At 33.9% G+C, this 21154-nt stretch carries 20 protein-coding genes; 16 read left to right on the plus strand and 4 right to left on the minus strand.

Going from position 1 to position 21154, the window contains the following annotated elements:
* Positions 1-8 precede the first annotated feature (8 nt).
* From O9316_RS00280 to rffA, 7 genes are all read left to right on the plus strand, one after another.
* A complete protein-coding gene (locus tag O9316_RS00280) occupies positions 9-989 on the plus strand; it encodes a hypothetical protein (protein WP_298204038.1) in 981 nt (326 codons plus the stop codon).
* 1 nt (position 990) lies between these two features.
* Complete coding sequence (rfbA, locus tag O9316_RS00285; protein ID WP_298204039.1) at positions 991-1854, plus strand: glucose-1-phosphate thymidylyltransferase RfbA; 864 nt, start codon at positions 991-993, stop codon at positions 1852-1854.
* Between the two features lie 102 nt (positions 1855-1956).
* Positions 1957-2508 (plus strand): dTDP-4-dehydrorhamnose 3,5-epimerase, encoded by a 552-nt coding sequence (rfbC, locus tag O9316_RS00290; RefSeq protein WP_298204040.1) that lies wholly within the window; start codon positions 1957-1959, stop codon positions 2506-2508.
* Positions 2502-3398: a dTDP-4-dehydrorhamnose reductase gene (rfbD, locus tag O9316_RS00295; RefSeq protein WP_298204041.1), complete on the plus strand. Its 897-nt coding sequence runs from the start codon at positions 2502-2504 to the stop codon at positions 3396-3398. Before rfbC ends, rfbD begins: the two co-directional genes overlap by 7 nt.
* 41 nt (positions 3399-3439) lie before the next feature.
* Entirely contained in the window at positions 3440-4366 is a 927-nt protein-coding gene (locus tag O9316_RS00300) for a glycosyltransferase family 2 protein (protein WP_298204042.1), read from the plus strand.
* The gene (locus O9316_RS00305; RefSeq protein WP_298204043.1) at positions 4363-5043 is read left to right on the plus strand and encodes a GNAT family N-acetyltransferase; all 681 of its coding nucleotides are present in this window, start codon (positions 4363-4365) and stop codon (positions 5041-5043) included. The genes O9316_RS00300 and O9316_RS00305 overlap by 4 nt, the downstream gene beginning before the upstream one ends.
* A complete protein-coding gene (gene rffA, locus O9316_RS00310) occupies positions 5040-6170 on the plus strand; it encodes a dTDP-4-amino-4,6-dideoxygalactose transaminase (protein WP_298204044.1) in 1131 nt (376 codons plus the stop codon). Before O9316_RS00305 ends, rffA begins: the two co-directional genes overlap by 4 nt.
* A gap of 26 nt (positions 6171-6196) precedes the next feature.
* On the opposite strand, the gene O9316_RS00315 is transcribed toward rffA, so the two are convergent.
* Entirely contained in the window at positions 6197-7693 is a 1497-nt protein-coding gene (locus O9316_RS00315) for a glucosyltransferase domain-containing protein (protein WP_298204045.1), read from the minus strand.
* A 114-nt stretch (positions 7694-7807) separates the two neighbouring features.
* On the opposite strand from O9316_RS00315, the gene O9316_RS00320 reads away from it, so the two are divergent.
* The 4 genes from O9316_RS00320 (at position 7808) to O9316_RS00335 (ending at position 11782) form a co-directional block, all read left to right on the plus strand.
* The gene (locus tag O9316_RS00320) at positions 7808-8350 is read left to right on the plus strand and encodes a hypothetical protein (protein WP_298204046.1); all 543 of its coding nucleotides are present in this window, start codon (positions 7808-7810) and stop codon (positions 8348-8350) included.
* A gap of 72 nt (positions 8351-8422) precedes the next feature.
* Positions 8423-9238 carry an FkbM family methyltransferase gene (locus tag O9316_RS00325; protein WP_298204047.1) on the plus strand — a complete coding sequence of 272 codons (816 nt, stop codon included), beginning with the start codon at positions 8423-8425 and terminating at the stop codon, positions 9236-9238.
* Between the two features lie 7 nt (positions 9239-9245).
* Positions 9246-10517, plus strand: a complete 1272-nt coding sequence (locus O9316_RS00330) for an oligosaccharide flippase family protein (protein ID WP_298204048.1) — start codon at positions 9246-9248, stop codon at positions 10515-10517.
* A 2-nt stretch (positions 10518-10519) separates the two neighbouring features.
* Positions 10520-11782 carry a hypothetical protein gene (locus O9316_RS00335; RefSeq protein ID WP_298204049.1) on the plus strand — a complete coding sequence of 421 codons (1263 nt, stop codon included), beginning with the start codon at positions 10520-10522 and terminating at the stop codon, positions 11780-11782.
* Here O9316_RS00335 and wecB (O9316_RS00340) read toward each other — a convergent pair.
* Positions 11765-12874: a non-hydrolyzing UDP-N-acetylglucosamine 2-epimerase gene (gene wecB / locus O9316_RS00340; RefSeq protein ID WP_298204050.1), complete on the minus strand. Its 1110-nt coding sequence runs from the start codon at positions 12872-12874 to the stop codon at positions 11765-11767. The two genes, O9316_RS00335 and wecB (O9316_RS00340), sit on opposite strands and share 18 nt — an antisense overlap.
* A 78-nt stretch (positions 12875-12952) precedes the next feature.
* On the opposite strand from wecB (O9316_RS00340), the gene O9316_RS00345 reads away from it, so the two are divergent.
* The 5 genes from O9316_RS00345 (at position 12953) to O9316_RS00365 (ending at position 18882) form a co-directional block, all read left to right on the plus strand.
* Positions 12953-14059 carry a glycosyltransferase family 4 protein gene (locus O9316_RS00345; RefSeq protein WP_298204051.1) on the plus strand — a complete coding sequence of 369 codons (1107 nt, stop codon included), beginning with the start codon at positions 12953-12955 and terminating at the stop codon, positions 14057-14059.
* 105 nt (positions 14060-14164) lie between these two features.
* Positions 14165-15265 (plus strand): DUF1972 domain-containing protein, encoded by a 1101-nt coding sequence (locus O9316_RS00350; RefSeq protein ID WP_298204052.1) that lies wholly within the window; start codon positions 14165-14167, stop codon positions 15263-15265.
* Positions 15213-16523, plus strand: coding sequence for an O-antigen ligase family protein (locus O9316_RS00355; RefSeq protein WP_298204053.1), 1311 nt, complete (start codon positions 15213-15215; stop codon positions 16521-16523). Before O9316_RS00350 ends, O9316_RS00355 begins: the two co-directional genes overlap by 53 nt.
* 1 nt (position 16524) lies before the next feature.
* Entirely contained in the window at positions 16525-17508 is a 984-nt protein-coding gene (locus O9316_RS00360; RefSeq protein WP_298204054.1) for a UDP-glucuronic acid decarboxylase family protein, read from the plus strand.
* 12 nt (positions 17509-17520) lie between these two features.
* Positions 17521-18882, plus strand: a complete 1362-nt coding sequence (locus tag O9316_RS00365; RefSeq protein ID WP_298204055.1) for an undecaprenyl-phosphate glucose phosphotransferase — start codon at positions 17521-17523, stop codon at positions 18880-18882.
* Here the strand turns inward: O9316_RS00365 and O9316_RS00370 are convergent.
* Positions 18879-20063 carry a glycosyltransferase family 4 protein gene (locus O9316_RS00370; protein WP_298204056.1) on the minus strand — a complete coding sequence of 395 codons (1185 nt, stop codon included), beginning with the start codon at positions 20061-20063 and terminating at the stop codon, positions 18879-18881. The genes O9316_RS00365 and O9316_RS00370 overlap by 4 nt on opposite strands.
* Positions 20063-21154 carry a non-hydrolyzing UDP-N-acetylglucosamine 2-epimerase gene (gene wecB, locus O9316_RS00375; RefSeq protein WP_298346829.1) on the minus strand — a complete coding sequence of 364 codons (1092 nt, stop codon included), beginning with the start codon at positions 21152-21154 and terminating at the stop codon, positions 20063-20065. Before wecB (O9316_RS00375) ends, O9316_RS00370 begins: the two co-directional genes overlap by 1 nt.

The raw sequence follows: 21154 nt of genomic DNA on the forward strand, positions 1-21154 counted from the left end.
TAATTCTTATGAGTACAAATTCTCAAAACAACACTGATAATCAAGAAATTGATTTGTCGCAAATATCAAGAACAATAAGTAATTCTTTAGCATCATTTAAGCACCTTTTGTTCAGTGGAATTCAATTTGTTATCAATAACATCATCCTTTTAGGAATATTGTTTGCTCTTGGAATTGGACTGGGGTTTTACATGGATAAAACCCAAAAAACCTTTGATCATGAAATTATTGTTTCTCCCAATTTTGGAAGCACGGATTATTTGTATTCAAAGATCGATCTATTAAAGTCAAAAGTAATAGAAAAGGATGAAGTATTTCTGAAAGGAATTGGTATTATAAATCCGCAAAGTTTAAGTAAATTAGAAATTACTCCAATAACTGATATTTATCGTTTTGTAAATAACAATGACAAAAATTTTGAATTATTAAAATTGATGGCTGAAGACGGCGACATAAAAAAGATTCTTCAGGAAAACGCTACAAGTAAGAACTATATTTATCATAAAATTACCTTTAGTTCAACTGATGCAATTGAATTTGATTCTTGCATAAAGCCTATTTTAAGTTTTCTAAATGACAGCAAGTTTTACAAAGATATTCAGAAAGTATATGTTAAAAATGTAGAAATTAAAATGAAATTGAACGATTCAATTATTTCTCAAATTGATGGCGTGCTCAACGAATTTTCTTCAAAAGTTAGCAATGGGTCTAAAAATGATAAGTTAGTATATTATAATGAAAACACCCAGTTAAATGACGTAATTGAAACAAAAGAAGATTTAATAAAGGAACAAGGAAACCACCGATTGGATTTAGTAAGCTTAGATAAAATTATCAAAGAAAGCAGTGTAATTACAAATAGAGAAAACACAGAAAGCATCAATGGTAAAATGAAATTTGTTTTGCCTTTTTTGTTCATTTTTATCTATTTGTTTTTTAGATCGGTAGTGGTTTTTTATAGAAAGCAAAAGGCATTAAACCAGAATTAAAATGAAAGGAATAATACTAGCAGGCGGTTCTGGAACCCGCTTACACCCACTTACATTAGCCGTAAGTAAGCAATTAATGCCTATTTATGACAAACCAATGATTTACTACCCATTATCAACATTGATGTGGGCAGGAATCAATGAAATTTTAATCATTTCAACTCCACATGATTTACCTCTTTTTCAACAACTTTTAGGCGATGGTAAGAAATTCGGTTGTCGATTTGAATACGCCGTTCAAGAACACCCAAATGGTTTGGCAGAAGCCTTTATCATTGGAAAAGAATTTGTAGGCAATGATAAAGTCGCCTTGATTTTGGGGGACAATATCTTTTACGGTACCGGTTTGGCCGAATTATTACAATCCAACAACGACCCTGATGGCGGAATCATTTATGCGTATCACGTACATGACCCAGAACGTTACGGTGTGGTTGATTTTGACGCCAATGGAAATGTCTTGTCGATAGAAGAAAAGCCAACGCATCCCAAGTCGAATTATGCTGTTCCAGGAATTTATTTTTACGACAATTCGGTTGTTGAAGTCGCAGCCAATATTCAGCCCAGTCACAGAGGTGAATTGGAAATTACCGATGTCAACAAAGAATATTTAAAAAGAGGAAAACTCAAAGTAAGTATTTTGGATCGCGGAACCGCTTGGTTGGATACAGGAACATTTCAATCACTAATGCAAGCCGGACAGTTTGTTCAAGTAATTGAAGAACGCCAAGGATTAAAAATTGGTGCCATTGAAGAAGCCGCGTACCGCATGGGTTTCATCAATTCCGATCAACTCAAAGAACTAGCAACACCTTTACTAAAAAGCGGTTATGGTGTTCATTTAATGAGCTTGTTAGACCAATAAAAAATGAATAAAAGCTAAATTCAATTATCAATTTTTGACATTGTCATTGCCATTGATTTTTGAAGTTGCCATTGATTTTTGCCATTGAAATTGTTATTGAATATGAATTTTATAGAGACCCAACTTAAAGGATGTTTTATTCTTGAACCCAAAATCATAAAAGACCAACGCGGTTATTTTATGGAAAGTTTTAATGAGCAAACGTTTGAAAAAGGAATTGGTCAAAACGTGCATTTTGTTCAAGACAATCAATCGTACTCATCAAAAGGAGTTTTAAGAGGACTTCATTACCAAACCGGAGAACACGCCCAAGCCAAATTGGTTCGCGTTTTACAAGGAGAAGTTTTGGATGTGGCTGTTGATATTCGTCCAGGTTCACCAACCTATGGTCAGCATGTAAGCGTTTTACTATCAGCAGAAAATCAACTACAATTTTTTATACCAAGAGGTTTTGCTCACGGATTTTTAGTCCTCAGTGAAACCGCAACTTTCTTTTACAAATGCGATAATTTTTATAATAAAGAAAGTGAAGGCGGAATTATATTCAATGATCCAATACTCGATATTGATTGGCAATTTGAAACGAATGAGTTGATTATATCGGAGAAAGACGAGCAACTTCCCAACCTAGAGCAAGCAAAAAAAGTATGGTAGTTTTAGTAACTGGAGCCAACGGACAATTGGGACAATCATTGCGATTTATTGAAGGTAATCACCCCGATATTCAATTTGTTTTCTGTTCATCGTCAGATTTAGATATAACCAATTTAAACAACATTAAACAGGTTTTTGAACAATTCAAACCCAATTATTGCATCAACGCCGCAGCCTACACAGCTGTTGACAAAGCCGAGAGCGAACCCGAAAAAGCGCATTTAATTAATGTAGATGGAGCCAAAAATCTAGCAGAGGTTTGTAAGCAAACGAATTGTATTTTACTACACATTTCTACTGATTTTGTCTTTGATGGAACTAAAAAAACGCCCTACACCGAAGAAGATCAACCCAATCCAACAGGCGTTTACGGTCAGACCAAACTAGACGGCGAAAAAGCGATTCAAGCCATATTCGATAATTATTACATCATCCGAACCTCTTGGGTGTATTCTCAATTTGGGAATAATTTTATGAAAACCATGTTGCGATTGGCTTCTGAAAGAGATGCATTATCCGTAGTCAACGACCAAGTTGGTACTCCAACCCATGCTGTCGATTTGGCAGAATGTTTGGTTACAATAATTGGTCAAAATGAGCGTGTCATCCTGAGTGCAGACGAAGGACAACAACCCACAACGCACAACTTCGGAATCTATAATTTTTCCAACGAAGGCCAATGTTCGTGGTACGATTTTGCCAAAGAAATATTTAGAGTCAATAACATTTCCATAAATTTACAACCCATTCCCACAACCAGTTACCCAACGCCAGCCCAAAGACCCAGTTACAGCGTTTTGGATAAGAGTAAGATAAAAAGCGTTTTTGGAGTTAAAATAGAACAATGGAAAGAATCATTAGTTAAAACAATATCTAATGAATTTATTTGAGTTTTCTAACGTCAATTAATTAAACTCATAAAAAATAAAGAATGAATCAAAAACCAACAATATCAATTGTAAGTCCAGTTTACAGAGCTGAAAAAATTGTGGAACGACTTGTTGCCGAAATCCAAAAGACAATGAGTGAACTGGAAGTACCGTATGAAATTGTTTTAGTTGACGATAGAAGTCCAGATGATTCTTGGGAAGTGATGAAATCAATTTCGGTTAAATACAATAATGTTAAATCCATCCGATTAAGCAGAAATTTTGGTCAGCATCCAGCAATAATGGCGGGTTTGAATTGTGCTTCTGGTGAGTGGATTGTAGTAATGGATTGTGATTTGCAAGATCAACCCAAAGAAATAATACAACTTTACAACAAAGCCATTGAAGGATTTGATGTGGTTCAAGCAAGAAGAACCAACAGACAAGACGGTTACTTAAAAAAGCTTTCATCAAAAATCTTTTCTAAAGTATATGGCTTTTTCACAGATACAAAGTACGATAATGAGATTGCAAATTTTGGAATTTACAGACACAAAGTGGTAAAGTCTATTTTAGATATTTCCGATTACATTAAGTTTTTCCCATTATTTGTAAATTTTGTTGGATTTAAAGCTACTTCCATACAAGTTGAACATGCTTCAAGGGATTCGGGCAGCACCAGTTATAGCATCTCTAAATTGATTAGCCTAGCATTTAATTCTATTATTTCATTCTCTAATAAACCTTTGAAGATTTTTGTTAAGTTTGGAATAATAATTTCCTTATTATCTTTTTTAGTAGGTTCCTATTATCTTTATGAGGCATTAACCAACAAGATTGAAGTATTAGGTTTTACATCGATAATTGTATCCATTTGGTTTTTGTCTGGAGTGATAATTACCACAATAGGAATAACAGGAATTTATATTGGAAAAATATTTGATCAAACCAAAAACCGACCAGTTTATATAATTGATGAAATAGTATGATTGCAAAAAGACTGGATTGGGACAGCGATTTTTTTGGATTTGAAATCGGAGAAATCAGTTTTAGTAGTGATGAAAGCATTGGTAATTCTGAAAATTTTAAGCTTTTAGTTATTAAATCTGGGAATGATTTTGAAGTACTAATAGATGGTTTTGAAAATTGTTTTTCGGAAATAAAAATTGTTTTTGAGAAAGAACTTTCGTTGATTAATTCGCAAAACACCTCTATTTATCCGATTGATGAAACAGAGTATGACATAAACGATTTATACGAATTGGCTTATGAAAGCGGGAAAAAAAGCCGTTTTGTGTTAGACAAGAATTTTAAAAATGAAAATTTTAAAAAACTGTACCGCAAATGGGTTGATAATTCGATTTCAAAAGAAATAGCAGAAGATGTTCTAATTTACAAAGAGAACAAACAAATAATGGGATTTGTAACCTATAAAATAAATGAAAGTTTTGGCACAATAGGATTGATTGCAGTAAGTGCAGCTCATCAAGGAAAAGGAATCGGAAATAAACTTTTATCTTTTGTAGAAAACAGAATTTTTTCTAATGGCATAACCAAGTTAGTAATCCCAACACAGCTGTCAAACAATACAGCATGTAATTTTTACAAAAAACAAAATTACACCATTCAACAAAAACTATTTATCAAACATTATTGGAAAAAATGATACCATTCAATAAACCCTATCTTACCGGAAAAGAAACTTTATACATAGAAGATGCAGTAAAATCAGGAAAAATTTCTGGTAACGGAAAATATACTAAATTATGTCAGGATTTTTTTGAAAAAGAGTTTGGATTCAAAAAAACACTGCTGACAACTTCTTGTACAGATGCATTGGAAATGGCCGCAATTCTCATCAATATTAAAGAAGGAGATGAGGTAATTATGCCTTCCTACACATTTGTCTCAACCGCGAATGCTTTTGTTTTGAGAGGAGCAAAAATTATTTTTGCAGACAGCAGAAAAGACCATCCAAATATTGATGAGACAAAAATTGAAGCCTTAATTACATCTAAAACAAAAGCAATTGTTCCTGTTCATTATGCGGGAGTTGCCTGTAATATGGACGTTATTATGGATTTAGCAACCAAATACAATTTATTTGTTATTGAAGATGCAGCACAGGCAATAGATAGTTATTTCATCGGAAAGGATGGAATTAAAAAACCATTAGGTTCTATAGGACATTTGGCCGCTTTTTCATTCCACGAAACCAAAAATATAATTTCTGGAGAAGGAGGAATGTTAGCCATAAATGATGAGCAGTTCATTCATAGAGCTGAAATAATTTGGGAAAAAGGCACCAATAGATCTTCTTTTTTTAGAGGAGAAGTTGATAAATACGGTTGGGTAGACATAGGAAGTTCATTTTTACCCAGCGAAATTATTTCAGCTTTTTTGTGGGCGCAACTTGAAAATTTAGAAAAGATCCAAAACAAAAGAAAAGAGCATTGGAATAATTACTTTTTAAAATTAGTCAATTGGGCCAAAGAAAATGATGTTTCACTGCCAGAAGTACCGAGTTTTGCTACCAACAATGCCCATATGTTTTACTTGGTTTGTAAAAATCTAGACCAAAGAACTGCTTTGATAGAACATTTAAAACAAAATGATATCTGGGCTGTTTTTCATTATATAAGTTTGCACAAAAGTCCTTTTTATGAACAAAAACACGACGGCAGAATATTACCTGAAACCGATAGATTTACAGATACGTTACTCAGGTTGCCGATGTTTTTCGAGTTGGATACTGAAATAATTATACAGAGTATATTAAAAAGCAAAATATAGTAAATAGTAAATAGGTTTACAAATTGTTATTCAAAGTAAAGAGGAGCACCTTTTTCTTTCCCTAATTTAACTACAACGACATTATCAATCATTTTGACTGAGTCATAATCAGGCCAAACTTTCATGTTTGTTATCGAATCTTTAATTATGCTTAATTTTTCTTTACTCTCTAACATTTTATAGTCGGCGACATCTGCTTCTTTAATAAAATTAATAATCCTGTAATTGTTTCCGTTATCCCAACTAAAAAAAGAACCTCCAAAAATTTCAGAATTTTCAAGCCTGAATTTTTGGTGATAATCATAATTAAAATATCCGTAAAAATAGACCGTTTTATCACCCACACTGAAATTAGGATATTTGGATTGAATGATAGAATCTATTTTTTCGGCAATTTTTTTATCGTGTTTGTAAATTTTATTTACGGAGTAAAAAAGATTAGTGACAAAATAAATATTAATTATAACTATTAAAGTCACTAAAGTCTTAACAATATTTTGAGAACTTATTTTAAAACGATCAATAAAAAGACTTATCCCAAAAGCAAAAATAAGATTAGAAGTTAGATACAAACGTGGTGGATGGTAACCGTTAGTAATAAAAAACGAAATAATAAATGGGGATATGCTTAAAAAAAACAGTATTAGAATTCTGTAGACAAAATATTTTTTGTTTATAAACAAATTTGGTAAAAGTAGAGCAAATAATAAAGGAATGAGAATATACAATTTTTCACCATAGTATGAAGTTCCTTTTAAGTGATTTTTGCATAGACTAAGAAAATTTGAAAAAATATTTTCTGAATTCCCAGAAACAAAAGAGGAAAGATATTCGCTTTTTTCAATTGGCGGGCAAATAAGTTTGACTGAAATAGAATAAAAAAGTATTGATAAAACCACTATTCCAATAAAAAGTAAAGTCTTTTTTATCTCAGGAATCAATTCAAATGTGTCTTCAAATGTTTTTATAAAAAATAGTATCACAAATATGGTAATGGGAACTAATACAAATGCTTGATATATTGATAGAGTAAACATTAATAGTAATGGAACGGCTATTAAAAGCAATATTTTTTTTATTAAAGAATTGGCTTGAATTCCTTTCAAAAATAATTCTACACTAATCACAGATAGTAAAAATCCTATTCCGGCAACATCTGCCATAATACTAAAGACTAACTGATATGAAAGCTGAGGAAAAGTAACAAAAAGAGCACAAAAAAAATAAGAAGTATAGTTGTTAAATTTAAAAAGAGCACTCAATTTAACAGCAGAAAGACTGAACAAAAAAAGACTCAACAAAAGGGTAAAGTATTGTAGAAATCCAGCAAATAAATGGTATCTAATTAAATTTTGTCCCCATCGGCCGAAAGACATACCAAAATCAGGAAAAATGGGAGCTTCATTGTCAATGCTAACAGTAAAGTTAGATAATGCAAAACCATAGGCTAATATGGCTAGTGCAAAAGTAATTAAAAACAATTTATAAAAATTTTTATTTTCTGGATTATCTTGATAAGGCATGGTAAAATATTAAGTTTAGAATTTTAAACAAAACTAATTAAATTTGTTTATTACTTTGATTATAGTTTATTTTGTAAAATAAAGGAATAAATTCTAACACTTAATTAATATAACATGAAATTTAAAATTTTATTTTTAGTATTGTTTTCTGCTTTCGCAACAATAAGTTGTAAGAATGAAACAAGCGATAAAAACCAACAATCTCAAGAGGTTCAGGCTGTGCCAGATGCATTTAGAGTAACACTTGATGTTGTAGCAAAAAAAAATGATGATTTTTGTTTATTATATACAGAAGACGGATCAATTAACTTTAAAGATGGGGTTTGGCAGGCCGTTAAAGGTTCTGAAAGTTCTCAAAAAGTAGTTTTTACCCTGCCTCAAGATGTCAAGCCGACACAACTTCGCATTGATTTTGGGATGAATAAAGAACAAGAAGAAATAATCCTTAATAGTTTTACAATGGAGTACATAGGAAAAAGTAGAACAATAGGCTGTCCAGAATTAGTCGCTTTTTTTAGAGCTGATGATTCTAAATGTTCTTTTGACCATGTTACAGGATTGATAAAACCTGTTGTAAAAGAAGGAGTTAGACAAAACCCATCATTATATCCACATGAATCAAATATGATGCCTGCTATTCAAAAAATTCTTAATTAATCTTAAGATGAAATCTAATAATTCTATTCATAAATAATTTATGGATAGAATTATTATTAACAAAACCCCAAAATGCGCAGACTCAAAATTTTATTTTTCTGGATTTTTATTAACAAGAACAACATCACTTTTTCAGAGTTAGTTCGTTTTTTGATAAAACCAAAAATTAATTCTATTGCTAAGAACTACATCAAAAGCATTTCTGAAAAAGAGTCTGATTTTGAGTTAAAGTTTACCAATACTCCGGATTCTTTATTTTGGCCAAAAAATTTCTCATTACATCGTCTCGATCAGGTTATTTGCGAAACAATGGACACCAATGATTGGCATTTTTATCAAAAACAAGGAACCATTATTGAACAAGATGAATGCCTTTTAGATATTGGAACTGCCGAAGGATTGTTTCCTTTAACAGTGGTTGAAAAATGTGAACAAATATACTTGATTGAACCCAGTAAGGTTTTTTACGAATGCTTGAATAAAACGTTTAAAAACCATGCTGATAAAATCACTATACACAACGTAGCTGTTGGAAACGAAGACGGATTAATTCCCTTTGATGAAAATTCGCTAGACGGCAAAGTAGCTACTAAGAATCAAGAAAACACCTATAAAATACCCATTAACAAAATTGACACATTGTTGAGCGATAAAAAGGTTACCTATCTAAAAGCAGATATTGAAGGCTTTGAGTCGGAAATGCTCAAAGGTGCAGAACAAACCATAAAGCGAAACAAACCCAAAATAGCCATTACAACCTACCATACTCAAAACGACCCAAAAGAAATAATAGAAATTATCAAAGGATTTGTTCCAGAATACAATTACTACGTAAAAGGAATTTATGAAAAAACACCAAAACCCGTGATGATTCATTTTTGGGTTTAAAAAAGTTATGAAAAAAGAGAAATTACTTTCGTTTATTACTAATAAAAAGAAAAGCAATTTCTTGATTTATGGAATTGGTCAATCATTCAACCTACTAAGCCCTTTAATTGTAGCACCTTTAATAGTTTCAGTTTGTAGAGAATCTGGTCTAGGTAAGTTGGGGTTGGGTTTTGCATTAGCATTGTTTTTGATTTTAATCGTTGATTATGCCTTTGATGTAAAAGGAACCAAACAAGTTTCTGAAAACAGAACAAACATCCAAGCACTTCAAGAATTGCTATCAGAAGCGCTTTTTACTAAGATATTCTTGTTTTTTATTGCATTAACAATTGCTTTACTATTGGTTTTTTTTGTTCCTTTTTTTTCCCAAGAAAAAAAACTATATTTTTTTAGTTTAACCATTGTTTTAGCTCAAGTTTTCAATCCAACTTGGTTTTTTCAGGGATTGGAAAAGTTCAAAGTGGTTTCACTTCTGAATATCCTATCAAAAACCGTTTATGTGGTATTGGTATTTAACTTTGTTCGTCACAAAGACGATTACGTATTAGCCAATCTTTTCCTCGGATGCAGTGCGCTTTTTTTCAACCTTATAGGTCTTTTTTTACTCAATAAAAAATACAACATTCACTTATTTGTCCCTAAAAAGAATCGTGTAATAGAAATTATTAAAAACGACTTTACCTTTTGTCTTTCACAATTGTTTTTATCGGCTAGACAGCTTTCTCCTCTTGTTTTAACAGGTTATTTTTTAGGATTTACATTTGCGGGTCAGTACAAAATAATGGAACAAGTCATCACCTTGTTTCGAACTTACATACAAGTTTTTTTAAAATTTTTCTACCCAAGTTTATGTTATAAAATTGTCGATAAAAAACAAGAAGCTTATGCTTATTGGAAAAAATATTCATTTTACAATAGTATTCTAATTTTAACGGCTTTGATAGTATTATTTGTTTTTTCTGAACAAGTACTCCTTTTTTTCAAATTAGATAAAGCATCATTAGTATCTATTAATAAGCTGTTCAGGATTTCTTTAATTATTTCGATGCTAATGTCAATTTCATTAGCTTTCGAACAATTGGTATTAGTTTTAGGGAAAAATAAAGATTACATTAGAACCACCATTGTTGTTACCATAGTCAATATTTTTATTATATTGCTTTTTATTAATTCCTATCACCTTTACACCATTATCATTTCATTAATTATATCCGAAGTTTTGTTTATAATCCTATACTATAAGAGCGTTATTACTAATTTAACAAGCAGAATAAATTAAAAATGTCATTGACTTTATCAAAAAATAAAATTCTACAGTTTTTATTCATTTTGTGTGTAGCAGTTCCTTATTTTAATAATTATGAACTTACTTTTTTCATTTGGTTTTTAACAGTTTCTCTTACTTTAAGAACTAATTATTCAATTAATATCATCAATCAAATTCTTTGTTTTTTGGGTATTATTATTATTTCTTTGGTTAGTAGTTTTTTTTATGAATTTACAGTTTATAATTTTATAAGAGATTTTACATATCTATTAAAACCAATATTTGGTCTACTTCTGGGATATCAAATATGTAAGAGATATTCAAATAATAATCCGTTATATTTAATAATAAGAACTGGAGTTTTTTTAGCTATTCTTCATTTAATAATTGTTGCTTTTTCCTTTATTTTCCTTACCGTAAGAGATATTAACGGACTCAGATATTATGCTGGATACTTTAGTGATTTTGAAGTTTATGGGTTGGTATTTCTTTTTTTTAGTAAACAACTAGGAATTGAAATATCAGAATCCAAAAGAAAAAAGTATATTTTACTTTTAGCAGTTTCTTCAATGTTTTACCTTTCACGAACCAATTTCATCCAATTTGTACTCATGTTTATGGCCTTAAAAGGTTATTTTACTATCAATAAAAGAGCAATTACTGTACTTGCTACTTTTGCTGTAGCAACTATTTTACTTTATTCCGCAATTTTATATGTTAATCCCAAAAGAAATGGTCCTGGGATAGAGGCTTTTTTATATAAAGTTAAAATTGCGCCCACTGAACCATTTAAAACAAAAATAAATAAAGAGGATTATAAAGATTTTAATGATAATTACAGATCTTTAGAAAATATTCTTACCATTAATCAAATGACAGCTGAAGATAAGTCTACTATCATTTTTGGTAAAGGAATGGGCTCAGAAGTTAAATTGCATGCCGAAGTAATGTTAGACGGTGTTGTTTTTAGTAAAATTTCAATCCTTCACAATGGTTTTATGACCATTTTCTTAAAATCAGGATTGCTAGGCGTAGTGCTTTTGATATTAAGCATAGTATTACTTTATAGAAATTGCTTTTATCAGAATCCAATGTTTAAAAATATCAATTATTTTTTTATTGGAACTATTCTATTCTTGTTTATTTCCTATTGGGTTTTTATGGGTTTTTATTTTAAAGCAGATACAAAATCAATCCTTATAGGATTAATGATTGCTTATGTTGAAAACAAAAGAAGACAACTAAAAGACAAGAAAATTTTAAGTCAAGATATTTAGTATTTTAACACTCGTTCTCCCATCACCATAAGGATTAGATGCCTTAGAAATACTCGAATAATACTCAGAATCATTCAATAATCGAAGCGTTTCAGACACTATTTTTTCTTTGTTTGAGCCTACCAAAATTGCAGTTCCTGCTTCTATGCCTTCTGTTCTTTCGGTTACTTCGCGCAATACTAAAACGGGTTTTCCTAGACTTGGCGCTTCTTCTTGAATTCCGCCCGAATCAGTCAAAATAATACTGCTTTTGTTCATCATCCAAATCAGTTCAGGATAATCCAATGGCGCAATCAATTTGATGTTGCTCGCAATGAGTTTCTGATGCGCAATTTCTTTGATATTGGGATTGAGATGAACCGGATACACAATTTCAACAGAATCTGTATGTGAAGCAGCAATTTCGAGCAGCGAATCGCATATGGTCTCAAATGGTTTCCCGAAATTTTCTCTTCGATGGCACGTTACTAAGATTACTTTTTTATCAAAATTAATGTTTTTGAATTGTTCTAATAACGATTCCTCTGATGTTTCACGAATTGTGTTTAATCCTTTGAAAAGAGCATCAATAACCGTATTTCCAACTACAAAAACATTTTCAGTAATATTTTCTTTGAATAAATTAGCTCTAGAAGTTTCGGTTGGACAAAAATGATACGAAGCCAGTTTGGAAGTCAAAACCCGATTCATTTCTTCTGGAAAAGGCGAATGCATATCACCGCTTCTCAAGCCAGCTTCAATATGAATGACTTTTATTTTCTGATAAAAAGCCGCCAAAGACGATGCCAACACAGTAGTAGTGTCGCCTTGAACAAAAACATAATCAAACGATTCTTTCAGCAAAATTTCGTTGGTAATTCTCGAAATCAAATCGGCAGTTAGTTGATGAAGTGTTTGATTGGGTTTCATGATGTTCAAGTCGTAATCCACTTTTATCGAAAAAAAAGACAATACTTGATCCAACATTTCGCGGTGCTGAGCCGTAACTCCTACTTTTACTTCAAACCGTGAATCGTTTGAAAAACAATCAATTAGAGGAGCCATTTTTATAGCTTCAGGGCGCGTTCCAAAAAGGAATAATAGTTTTTTCATAAGGTATAATTCCTGTAGTAAAATCAGGACGTAAAACTATTAATAAAAACTATATTTGCAATTCATATTTGAACTAAAATGAAAGTACTTTTTCAGTCTAGGACCAATTTATTTGATGCGCCAGGTGGCGATATGGTGCAAATGATAAAAACCAAAGAGTTTCTAGAAAAACAAGGCATTCAAGTTGATATTTCTTTAGAATTTGAACCCGATTTGAAAGAGTATGATTTAGTACATCTGTTCAATCTAATGGAGCCACAAGACATTTATCGGCAAATGATAAATGCTAAAAAACAGAACAAAAAAATTGCACTTTCCACTATTTATGGTTTGTATACCGAGTTTGAACGAAAAGCGCGAGGCGGACTTTTTCAAAAAATAGCCAACTTACTATCTCCGTATCAAATAGGATATATCAAGGTAATAATCAAACATTTCTTCGAAAAGAGATTCCACAAAGGAGTTGTCAAAATGCTGTTCAAAGGCTATTACGGAATGATGAAGGAAATTGTAAATAATACCAGTGTTTTTCTTCCCAATTCAGTATCAGAAATGAACCGTGTGGCAGACGAATTCAAACTTAAAAACTACAATTTTGTGAGTATTCCCAACGCCATTGATCAATCAGTTTTTACTGAAAATGAAACCAACAAAGAAAATAAGTATTCCAAATACAAAGATTGTATCGTTTGTGCAGCCCGAATTGAAGGTCGAAAATCAACGCTCAATTTAGTTCGAGCATTAAAAGGCACCAATCATACTTTAGTATTGGTGGGGAAAGAATCTCAAAATCAAAAAAAATATGTGGAGCAGGTTCATAAAGAAGCCGGAGAAAATGTGGTTTTTCTAGGAGCGATTCCACACGATGATTTGAGAGATTTGTATAAAGTTGCCAAAGTTCATGCTTTAGTAAGCTGGATGGAAACACCAGGACTTTCTTCATTAGAAGCTGCCGCAATGGGATGCAACATTGTGGTGACTAAAAAAGGTGACACTTACGATTACTTTGAAGATTATGCTTTTTATTGCGAGCCAGATGATATTAACTCCATTAAAATTGCCATTGAAAAAGCATTTGCATCACCGTTCAATCCTGAATTGAAAGAAAAAATACTCAAGAACTACATTTGGGAGAAAACAGCCGAAGAAACTATAAGAGGATATAAAAAAATACTTCAATCTTAGAAAACTTTCATTTTCGACGGAAAATCTTAAAAACAAATCCGTACCCATCGCAAAAGTAATTTCAAAACACCTATTTTTGGAACCTTGAAAAAGAAACTACAAAAAATGAAAATAGCCATTCTTGGAACGCGCGGAATACCCAATTTTTATGGTGGTTTTGAACAATTTGCAGAATTTTTATCGGTTTATTTGGCCGAAAAAGGGCACGAAGTATACTGCTATAATTCGCATGATCATAAATTTCAAGAAAAAACCTTTCACGGCGTTCATATTATTCACCAATATGATCCCGAATATAAGTTGGGGACCTTCGGGCAATTTATTTACGATTATAATTGTATTCGTGATGCCCGAAAACGCAATTTTGATATCATCCTACAATTAGGGTACACCAGCAATTCGATTTGGTTTTTTTTACTACCCAAAAAGCCGATCATCATTACCAATATGGATGGTATTGAGTGGAAACGATCAAAATACAACAAAGCGGTACAGCAGTTTTTAAAATTTGCCGAGCGGTTGGCTGCCATGAGTAGCGATTATTTGGTTTCCGATTCGTTAGGGATTCAAAAATTTTTGGAGCAACGTTACGGAAAAAAATCAACGTATATTGCTTACGGGGCCTATCCTTTTTCCAATCCAGATCCTTCTATTTTAACCGAATATCAGGTAGAATCCGGAGCCTATAATATGATTATGGCGCGTTTCGAACCCGAAAATAATTTCCAATTGGTTCTCGATGGAGTGGTTGAAAGCGGCGAAACGACTCCTATTTTGGTGGTGGGTAATCATCAAACGAAATACGGCGCTTATTTAAAAAATCGGTATGCTCAGTATCCACATATCCGATTTATGGGCGGTATTTACAATCTTTCTCACTTGAACAATTTACGGTATCACTGCAATTTATATTTTCACGGGCATTCTGTGGGAGGTACCAATCCTTCCTTGTTGGAGGCCATGGCATCGCAAGCCTTAATTGCAGCTCACGACAATGATTTCAATAAAGGAGTGCTTCAAGAAAACGCCTTTTTCTTTTCTACCCCCAAAGAAGTCGCTCATATCCTCAAAACTGCCAAAAAAAGTGATACCTTGCACTATATAAAAAACAATTACGAGGCCATTGTAACACAGTTCAATTGGAGTAAAATTAATGGGGAATATTTACAATTATTTGAAGCTTGCATGGCAAAAGGAAAGCCATGATTTTCATCAAAATCCACTACCGTATTTTGTTTTACTTGTCGTTTTAACAATCCCTTTACCCCATATTTTCAGTAGTATTGCCTCTATACTATGGGTGGTTTTAGCTTTGTTTTTGTACAAAAAAAGAACGCCAAAATGGAATCCCGCCTTGGTTTGGCCTTTGTTGTTGTATGTGGGATTGGCGCTTTCTTATTTTTGGTCCATAGCTCCCTCAAACTCCCTTTCCGCGCTTACAAAGCAACTCCCGCTGCTTTTGTTCCCTTTGGTGTTTTTTATCCATAGCCAATGGACACCTGAGGCTGAAACAAAGATTAAAAACGGCTTAGCCTACGGGTATTCGGTTTTCGCAATTTTTTGGTTGTTTAAAGCACTAGTTCGATATTGTTTTACGGGAGATCAACGTGTGTTTTTCTATCATGATTTAGTGACAAACGATGTCAACGCAATTCATGTTTCCTTATATGTTGCGGTGGCGTTTTTTATTCTTCTTGAAAAGCAATTTCGCTCCTATTTGGAATGGGTTTTCATGGGGCTTTTAGGTCTTGTTATGGTCTTACTTTCTTCCAAAAATGTAATCATTATCTTTTTGGGATTAGTTGTTATTCGGTGGATACAGCGGTACCGTCAAAGGGTAACCTTCCGAATAAAAATATTGGTTGGAGTAGCCGCTTTTGGGTTATTGTTTCTTTTTTCAGGAAAAATAATAGACCGATTCCGGTTGGAAGTAGTCTCAAATACAGGCCAAGAAACGATTAATCGTACTATTGGAGACGCTACAAATAAGGTGTACAATGTTACGGTGTCACAAGCTTGGAATCAAACCACCTTTAAAGCCAATGACTTCTTTCCAGGCACGGCTTTACGCGTGTATCAAATTCGAATATTTTTCGAAATGATGCGCGAAGATGGCCAATGGTTTACGGGCTATGGCGCGAATGCAACTGACGAAAAAATTCGGCAAAAGCGAATTGAACATCAACTCTATGAAGGCTATGATGTATTTAATTTCCATAACCAATACATTCAATTTTTTGCAGAAATTGGAATCATTGGTTTTATTATTTGCATCATAATGGTGTTTGTAAATTTGAAAATTGCTATAAATCGAAAAGATTTCATTCATTTTTCTTTTGCAATTTTGATTATAAGTTTATTTTTGACAGAGTCATTTTTGGCACGTCAACGCGGAGTAATTTATTTTACCCTCATGTATTGTTTATTCACGTCCTTTTCACCCAAAGGAAAATTAAAAAGTTGATATGAAAAGAATTTTAATCACCGGTGCAGCAGGATTTTTGGGCTCACATTTATGCGATCGTTTCTTAGCTGAAGGATACCATGTAATCGGAATGGATAATTTGATCACTGGCGATTTAAAGAATATTGAACACTTATTTAAAGAACAGCATTTTGAGTTTTATCATCATGATGTGACCAAGTTTGTTCACGTTCCTGGACATTTGGATTATATATTACACTTTGCCTCACCCGCAAGCCCTATTGATTATTTAAAAATTCCAATTCAAACCTTAAAAGTAGGTTCTTTAGGAACGCACAACTTATTGGGTTTGGCTCGGGTAAAAAAAGCAAGAATTCTTATTGCATCTACTTCTGAAGTGTACGGCGATCCCTTGGTGCACCCGCAAACCGAAGATTATTATGGTAATGTAAATACCATTGGTCCTCGGGGCGTGTATGACGAAGCCAAGCGTTTTCAGGAATCGATTACGATGGCGTATCATACGTTCCACGGCGTTGAAACCCGCATCGTGCGTATTTTTAACACCTATGGTCCGCGCATGCGTTTGAACGATGGTCGTGTAATTCCTGCTTTTATTGGACAAGCTCTTCGCGGAGAGGATTTAACGGTGTTTGGGGATGGAAGTCAAACGCGCTCTTTTTGTTATGTGACCGATCAAGTGGAGGGTATATACCGATTGTTATTATCGGATTACAATATGCCAGTGAATATTGGTAACCCAGATGAAATTACGATTCGCGATTTTGCAGAGGAAATCATAAAACTTACGGGTACTGAACAGAAAATTATTTATCATCCTCTCCCTGTCAACGATCCCTTACAACGACAACCGGATATTACCAAAGCCAAAGAAATTTTAGGCTGGGAACCTAAAGTAAGTCGTTCGGAAGGAATGAAACTCACCTATGCCTATTTCAAATCTTTGACTTCCGAAGAATTATTGCGTGAAGAACATAAAGATTTTAAAAATTATATTCATTAAACCTACCTAAAAGTGCATCATACAGGTCGGTATTCCAAATACATACGCCCCATAAGTATTCTACTAGATTTGCTAGTGGTCAATGCACTTAGTTTATATTTTTTTAGGGAGTTACGCGTTGATTTTTTGGTCTATATTCCGTACCAAATTTTAGCGTGGTCTTTGATTGCGTTATTAGTACGATTTTACGAAGTTTATCGCTTTACAACGCCTGTTGAAATTATTTCCAAATTATTGAAGCAATCCACCCTGTTTTTATTGTTGGTAATTGCTTTTTTTCCCTTTGCAAAAACAACAATTTTTAGCGGTAAAGCCATTGCCTGGCTGCTTTCGGTGAGTTTTGTTATTATTACAGGATTCAAATATTTTTTCTTTTATTACCTAAAAAAATACCGTCTATTAACACACAATAATTACCGTTCTGCAGTTATCATCGGGTATACAACGGAAGCGTTGAATTTGAAAAAAATCTTTGAGACCCGCCAAGACTATGGCTATCGTTTTCTTGGCTTTTTTTCCGATAAAAAGCAAGGACCAGAAGTTATAGGAAAAGTTGAGGAGCTAAAGGCCTTTGTTTTAGAAAAGAAGATCGATGAGATTTATTGCTCTTTGAATGAAATTTCCAATGAGAAAATCAAAGAATTAGTACAATTTGCTGACGAGCATCGTAAAACGATTAAGTTCATCCCGGACACTAAAGAGATTTTATCCAAGAACTTGAAAATCGACTATTATGAGCTCTTTCCTGTTTTATCGCTTCAAAAAACACAGTTACACGATCCTTTAATAAAGGGTTTTAAACGGGCTTTTGACATTATTTTTTCACTAATTGTAATCGTATTTATCCTTTCATGGTTGACACCCATTATTGGCCTTCTAATTTTGATTGAATCCCGCGGCCCTATTTTTTTCAAACAAGGAAGGCCCGGTTTGGATGAGAAAGAATTCTTTTGCTACAAGTTTCGATCCATGCATCAAAATGTCAATACTGAACAAGAAGCGTCTCGCAATGATCCCCGCGTGACGCGTATGGGACGCTTTATGCGAAAAACGAGTATTGATGAATTACCTCAATTTTTTAATGTATTCCTAGGCGATATGTCCGTGGTTGGACCACGCCCACACCTTTGGTCACAGAATAAAGCATATGCCAACAAAATTAAGAAGTACATGGTACGCTTATATGTAAAACCTGGTATAACCGGTTTGGCGCAGGTAAAAGGGTTCCGTGGAGAAATTGAAACCGACGAGGACATGATTAATCGGATCAAGTACGATGTATTTTATATTGAAAACTGGTCGTTTGTTTTAGATATTAAAATCATTGTCCAAACCGTAATTAACATTTTTAAAGGCGAAGAAAAAGCCTACTAGAATACGCCTTGTGCGATTAAGTTTTTCACTTGTTTAACGACATCAAATTCCTTTTGCGCTTGTTCAAAAACGTTTGTTTTCATAGCCACCAAATCTGATTTATCCATCCTATTTATCGCTAAAAGTTGTTGTTGCATGGCCGTAAAATCTCCTACGGGTACCACCCAACCCAATCCGTGATTTGCCACTATATTTTCACCTTCACCACCACCAAAGTAGAGAATGGGAAATCCTAAACTCCCGTATTCAAAAATTTTGGAGGGAACCGATCCATAAATACGTGTGGTCAAGGGGACAACCGCGATGTCAAAGGTTTTAAGCATTTCATGTAGTGCGTTGCGTTCCATCATCCCATGGAAAAATATCGGTTGCTGCGGATGGTTTTGTAAATAGGTCTCGATTTCTTTTTTCTCAGCACCATCTCCAAAAATGTGTAATTCAATTCGCGTTCCCACCAAGTCAAGTTCCCGACATAATTCATACACCCCTTGGGCAACGCCCAATAAACCGGCGTAGAATACTTTTACAGTGGGATTTGCTGAGGTTTGGAGTTCCAATTGACGTATAGAATGATCGGGATAATTTCGATACAAATACCCCTGTTTGTCAGGGAAAATGGAATGGATATGATCCAAAATTTCCTGAGATTGTCCCAACAGTAACGTAGCTTTTTGATAAATAAAGCGCTCCATGAAAAGGGAAACTTTGTGCGAAAAAGACCCTGCTTTTAGCGCATTTAATTCAATAGCTGCCAAAGGCCACAAATCGGAGACATTTAAGATGATTTTTTTTTGTTTGAGCGCTAAAATCGCCACCGAAAGAAAAGACAACAACAAGGGAGGCGATTGCACAATTACTTTTTTGGGTGTTTTTTTAAACAGTAAATACAGTACCAAAACGCTAGAAAACGAAAGTATCGACAGCAAGCGCTTGGCAATATTCTTACTGTTGCTTGGATAAATCCAAAGGCGTTTCACCCGAATTCCTTTTTGGTTTTCTGTCACCGAAAATTTTCCTTTATATTCTGGAAACAATTCGCCTTTCGGATAATTCCCTAAGGGACAAAGCACGGTGACGGCATAGTTGTTCTTATGCAATTGCAAAGCCATTTGCTCAATCCGATTGGCAGCGGCCCCCTTTTCTGGCGGATAATAGTTGGAGACAATGAGTATTTCTTGCATTAGTTCTTTTTTTGCCACAATATATCCACAATACGCTCGGAGGCTTTACCATCCCATAACTCAGGAATCCCCGTTTTTTTCATCCCGTTTTGAAGAAAAGAAGCGTACGTTTCAATCAACTTTTCTACTTGTGTTCCCACCAAGTGATTGGTACCCACGGTAATCGTTTCGGGACGTTCGGTATTATTACGTAAGGTAAAACAGGGAATTCCCAGCACAGTAGTTTCTTCTGAAATCCCACCACTATCGGTAATTACGGCAAAACTATGGGCTACTAAATACATGAAATTTAAATACCCTTGGTGTTCGATAAAGAGGATATTCTGCGTATGCAATTGACGCTCACCTAAAATTGCTTTAGTTCGGGGGTGAATGGGGAAAATGATTTTTTTTCCTTGCGCCAATGCATCAATCCCTTGCAACAAATGCAGTAACGAATCCTCTTCATCGACATTGGCTGGCCGGTGTAAGGTGAGCACGATATAATTTCCTTTTTCGAGCGCAAAATTCTCCCAAAACGAAGGTTGCTGAAAGCGGTGTTGATTTTGATATAACGTGTCAATCATCACGTTCCCCACAAAATGAACTGTATCAGGCTGTGCACCATATCGAATTAAATTTTCGGTGGCCAATGTGGATGTGGTAAAGAAATAATCGGTGATGCTATCGGTGACAATTCGGTTGATTTCTTCAGGCATGGTCATATCCCCCGAACGAATACCCGCCTCGACATGCGTTACTTTGAGGTTCATTTTTTTGGCCACAAGTGCACAGGCCATTGTTGAATTGACATCGCCTACAACCAGCACCATATCGGTAGGATTTTCCAATAATTCTTGTTCAAAAGCCACCATAATATTGGCCGTTTGCACCGATTGGGAACCGCTTTTTACCTCGAGATTGGCATCGGGTTTGGGTATATTTAGCTCTTCAAAAAAGGTATCGCTAAGGTTTTTATCATAATGTTGACCCGTGTGCACCAAGCGATAGGAAAGCGGCGCTCCTTCACGTTGTTTCTTTTCAATCGCTCGAATAATAGGAGCAATTTTTATAAAATTAGGTCGAGCACCAGCAACGATAGTAATTTTCAT

This window comes from Flavobacterium sp. (genome assembly GCF_027533505.1).
GTDB lineage: Bacteria > Bacteroidota > Bacteroidia > Flavobacteriales > Flavobacteriaceae > Flavobacterium.

Coding starts and splice junctions, on each gene's coding strand:
- O9316_RS00305 (WP_298204043.1), top strand. CDS start 4,363: ATGATTGCAAAAAGACTGGATTGGGACAGCGATTTTTTTGGATTTGAA.
- O9316_RS00280 (WP_298204038.1), top strand. CDS start 9: ATGAGTACAAATTCTCAAAACAACACTGATAATCAAGAAATTGATTTG.
- O9316_RS00350 (WP_298204052.1), top strand. CDS start 14,165: ATGAAAATAGCCATTCTTGGAACGCGCGGAATACCCAATTTTTATGGT.
- O9316_RS00360 (WP_298204054.1), top strand. CDS start 16,525: ATGAAAAGAATTTTAATCACCGGTGCAGCAGGATTTTTGGGCTCACAT.
- O9316_RS00355 (WP_298204053.1), top strand. CDS start 15,213: ATGGGGAATATTTACAATTATTTGAAGCTTGCATGGCAAAAGGAAAGC.
- rfbA (WP_298204039.1), top strand. CDS start 991: ATGAAAGGAATAATACTAGCAGGCGGTTCTGGAACCCGCTTACACCCA.
- O9316_RS00330 (WP_298204048.1), top strand. CDS start 9,246: ATGAAAAAAGAGAAATTACTTTCGTTTATTACTAATAAAAAGAAAAGC.
- rfbC (WP_298204040.1), top strand. CDS start 1,957: ATGAATTTTATAGAGACCCAACTTAAAGGATGTTTTATTCTTGAACCC.
- wecB (WP_298204050.1), bottom strand. CDS start 12,874: ATGAAAAAACTATTATTCCTTTTTGGAACGCGCCCTGAAGCTATAAAA.
- O9316_RS00335 (WP_298204049.1), top strand. CDS start 10,520: ATGTCATTGACTTTATCAAAAAATAAAATTCTACAGTTTTTATTCATT.
- O9316_RS00300 (WP_298204042.1), top strand. CDS start 3,440: ATGAATCAAAAACCAACAATATCAATTGTAAGTCCAGTTTACAGAGCT.
- rfbD (WP_298204041.1), top strand. CDS start 2,502: ATGGTAGTTTTAGTAACTGGAGCCAACGGACAATTGGGACAATCATTG.
- wecB (WP_298346829.1), bottom strand. CDS start 21,154: ATGAAAATTACTATCGTTGCTGGTGCTCGACCTAATTTTATAAAAATT.
- O9316_RS00325 (WP_298204047.1), top strand. CDS start 8,423: ATGCGCAGACTCAAAATTTTATTTTTCTGGATTTTTATTAACAAGAAC.
- O9316_RS00345 (WP_298204051.1), top strand. CDS start 12,953: ATGAAAGTACTTTTTCAGTCTAGGACCAATTTATTTGATGCGCCAGGT.
- O9316_RS00315 (WP_298204045.1), bottom strand. CDS start 7,693: ATGCCTTATCAAGATAATCCAGAAAATAAAAATTTTTATAAATTGTTT.
- O9316_RS00370 (WP_298204056.1), bottom strand. CDS start 20,063: ATGCAAGAAATACTCATTGTCTCCAACTATTATCCGCCAGAAAAGGGG.
- rffA (WP_298204044.1), top strand. CDS start 5,040: ATGATACCATTCAATAAACCCTATCTTACCGGAAAAGAAACTTTATAC.
- O9316_RS00320 (WP_298204046.1), top strand. CDS start 7,808: ATGAAATTTAAAATTTTATTTTTAGTATTGTTTTCTGCTTTCGCAACA.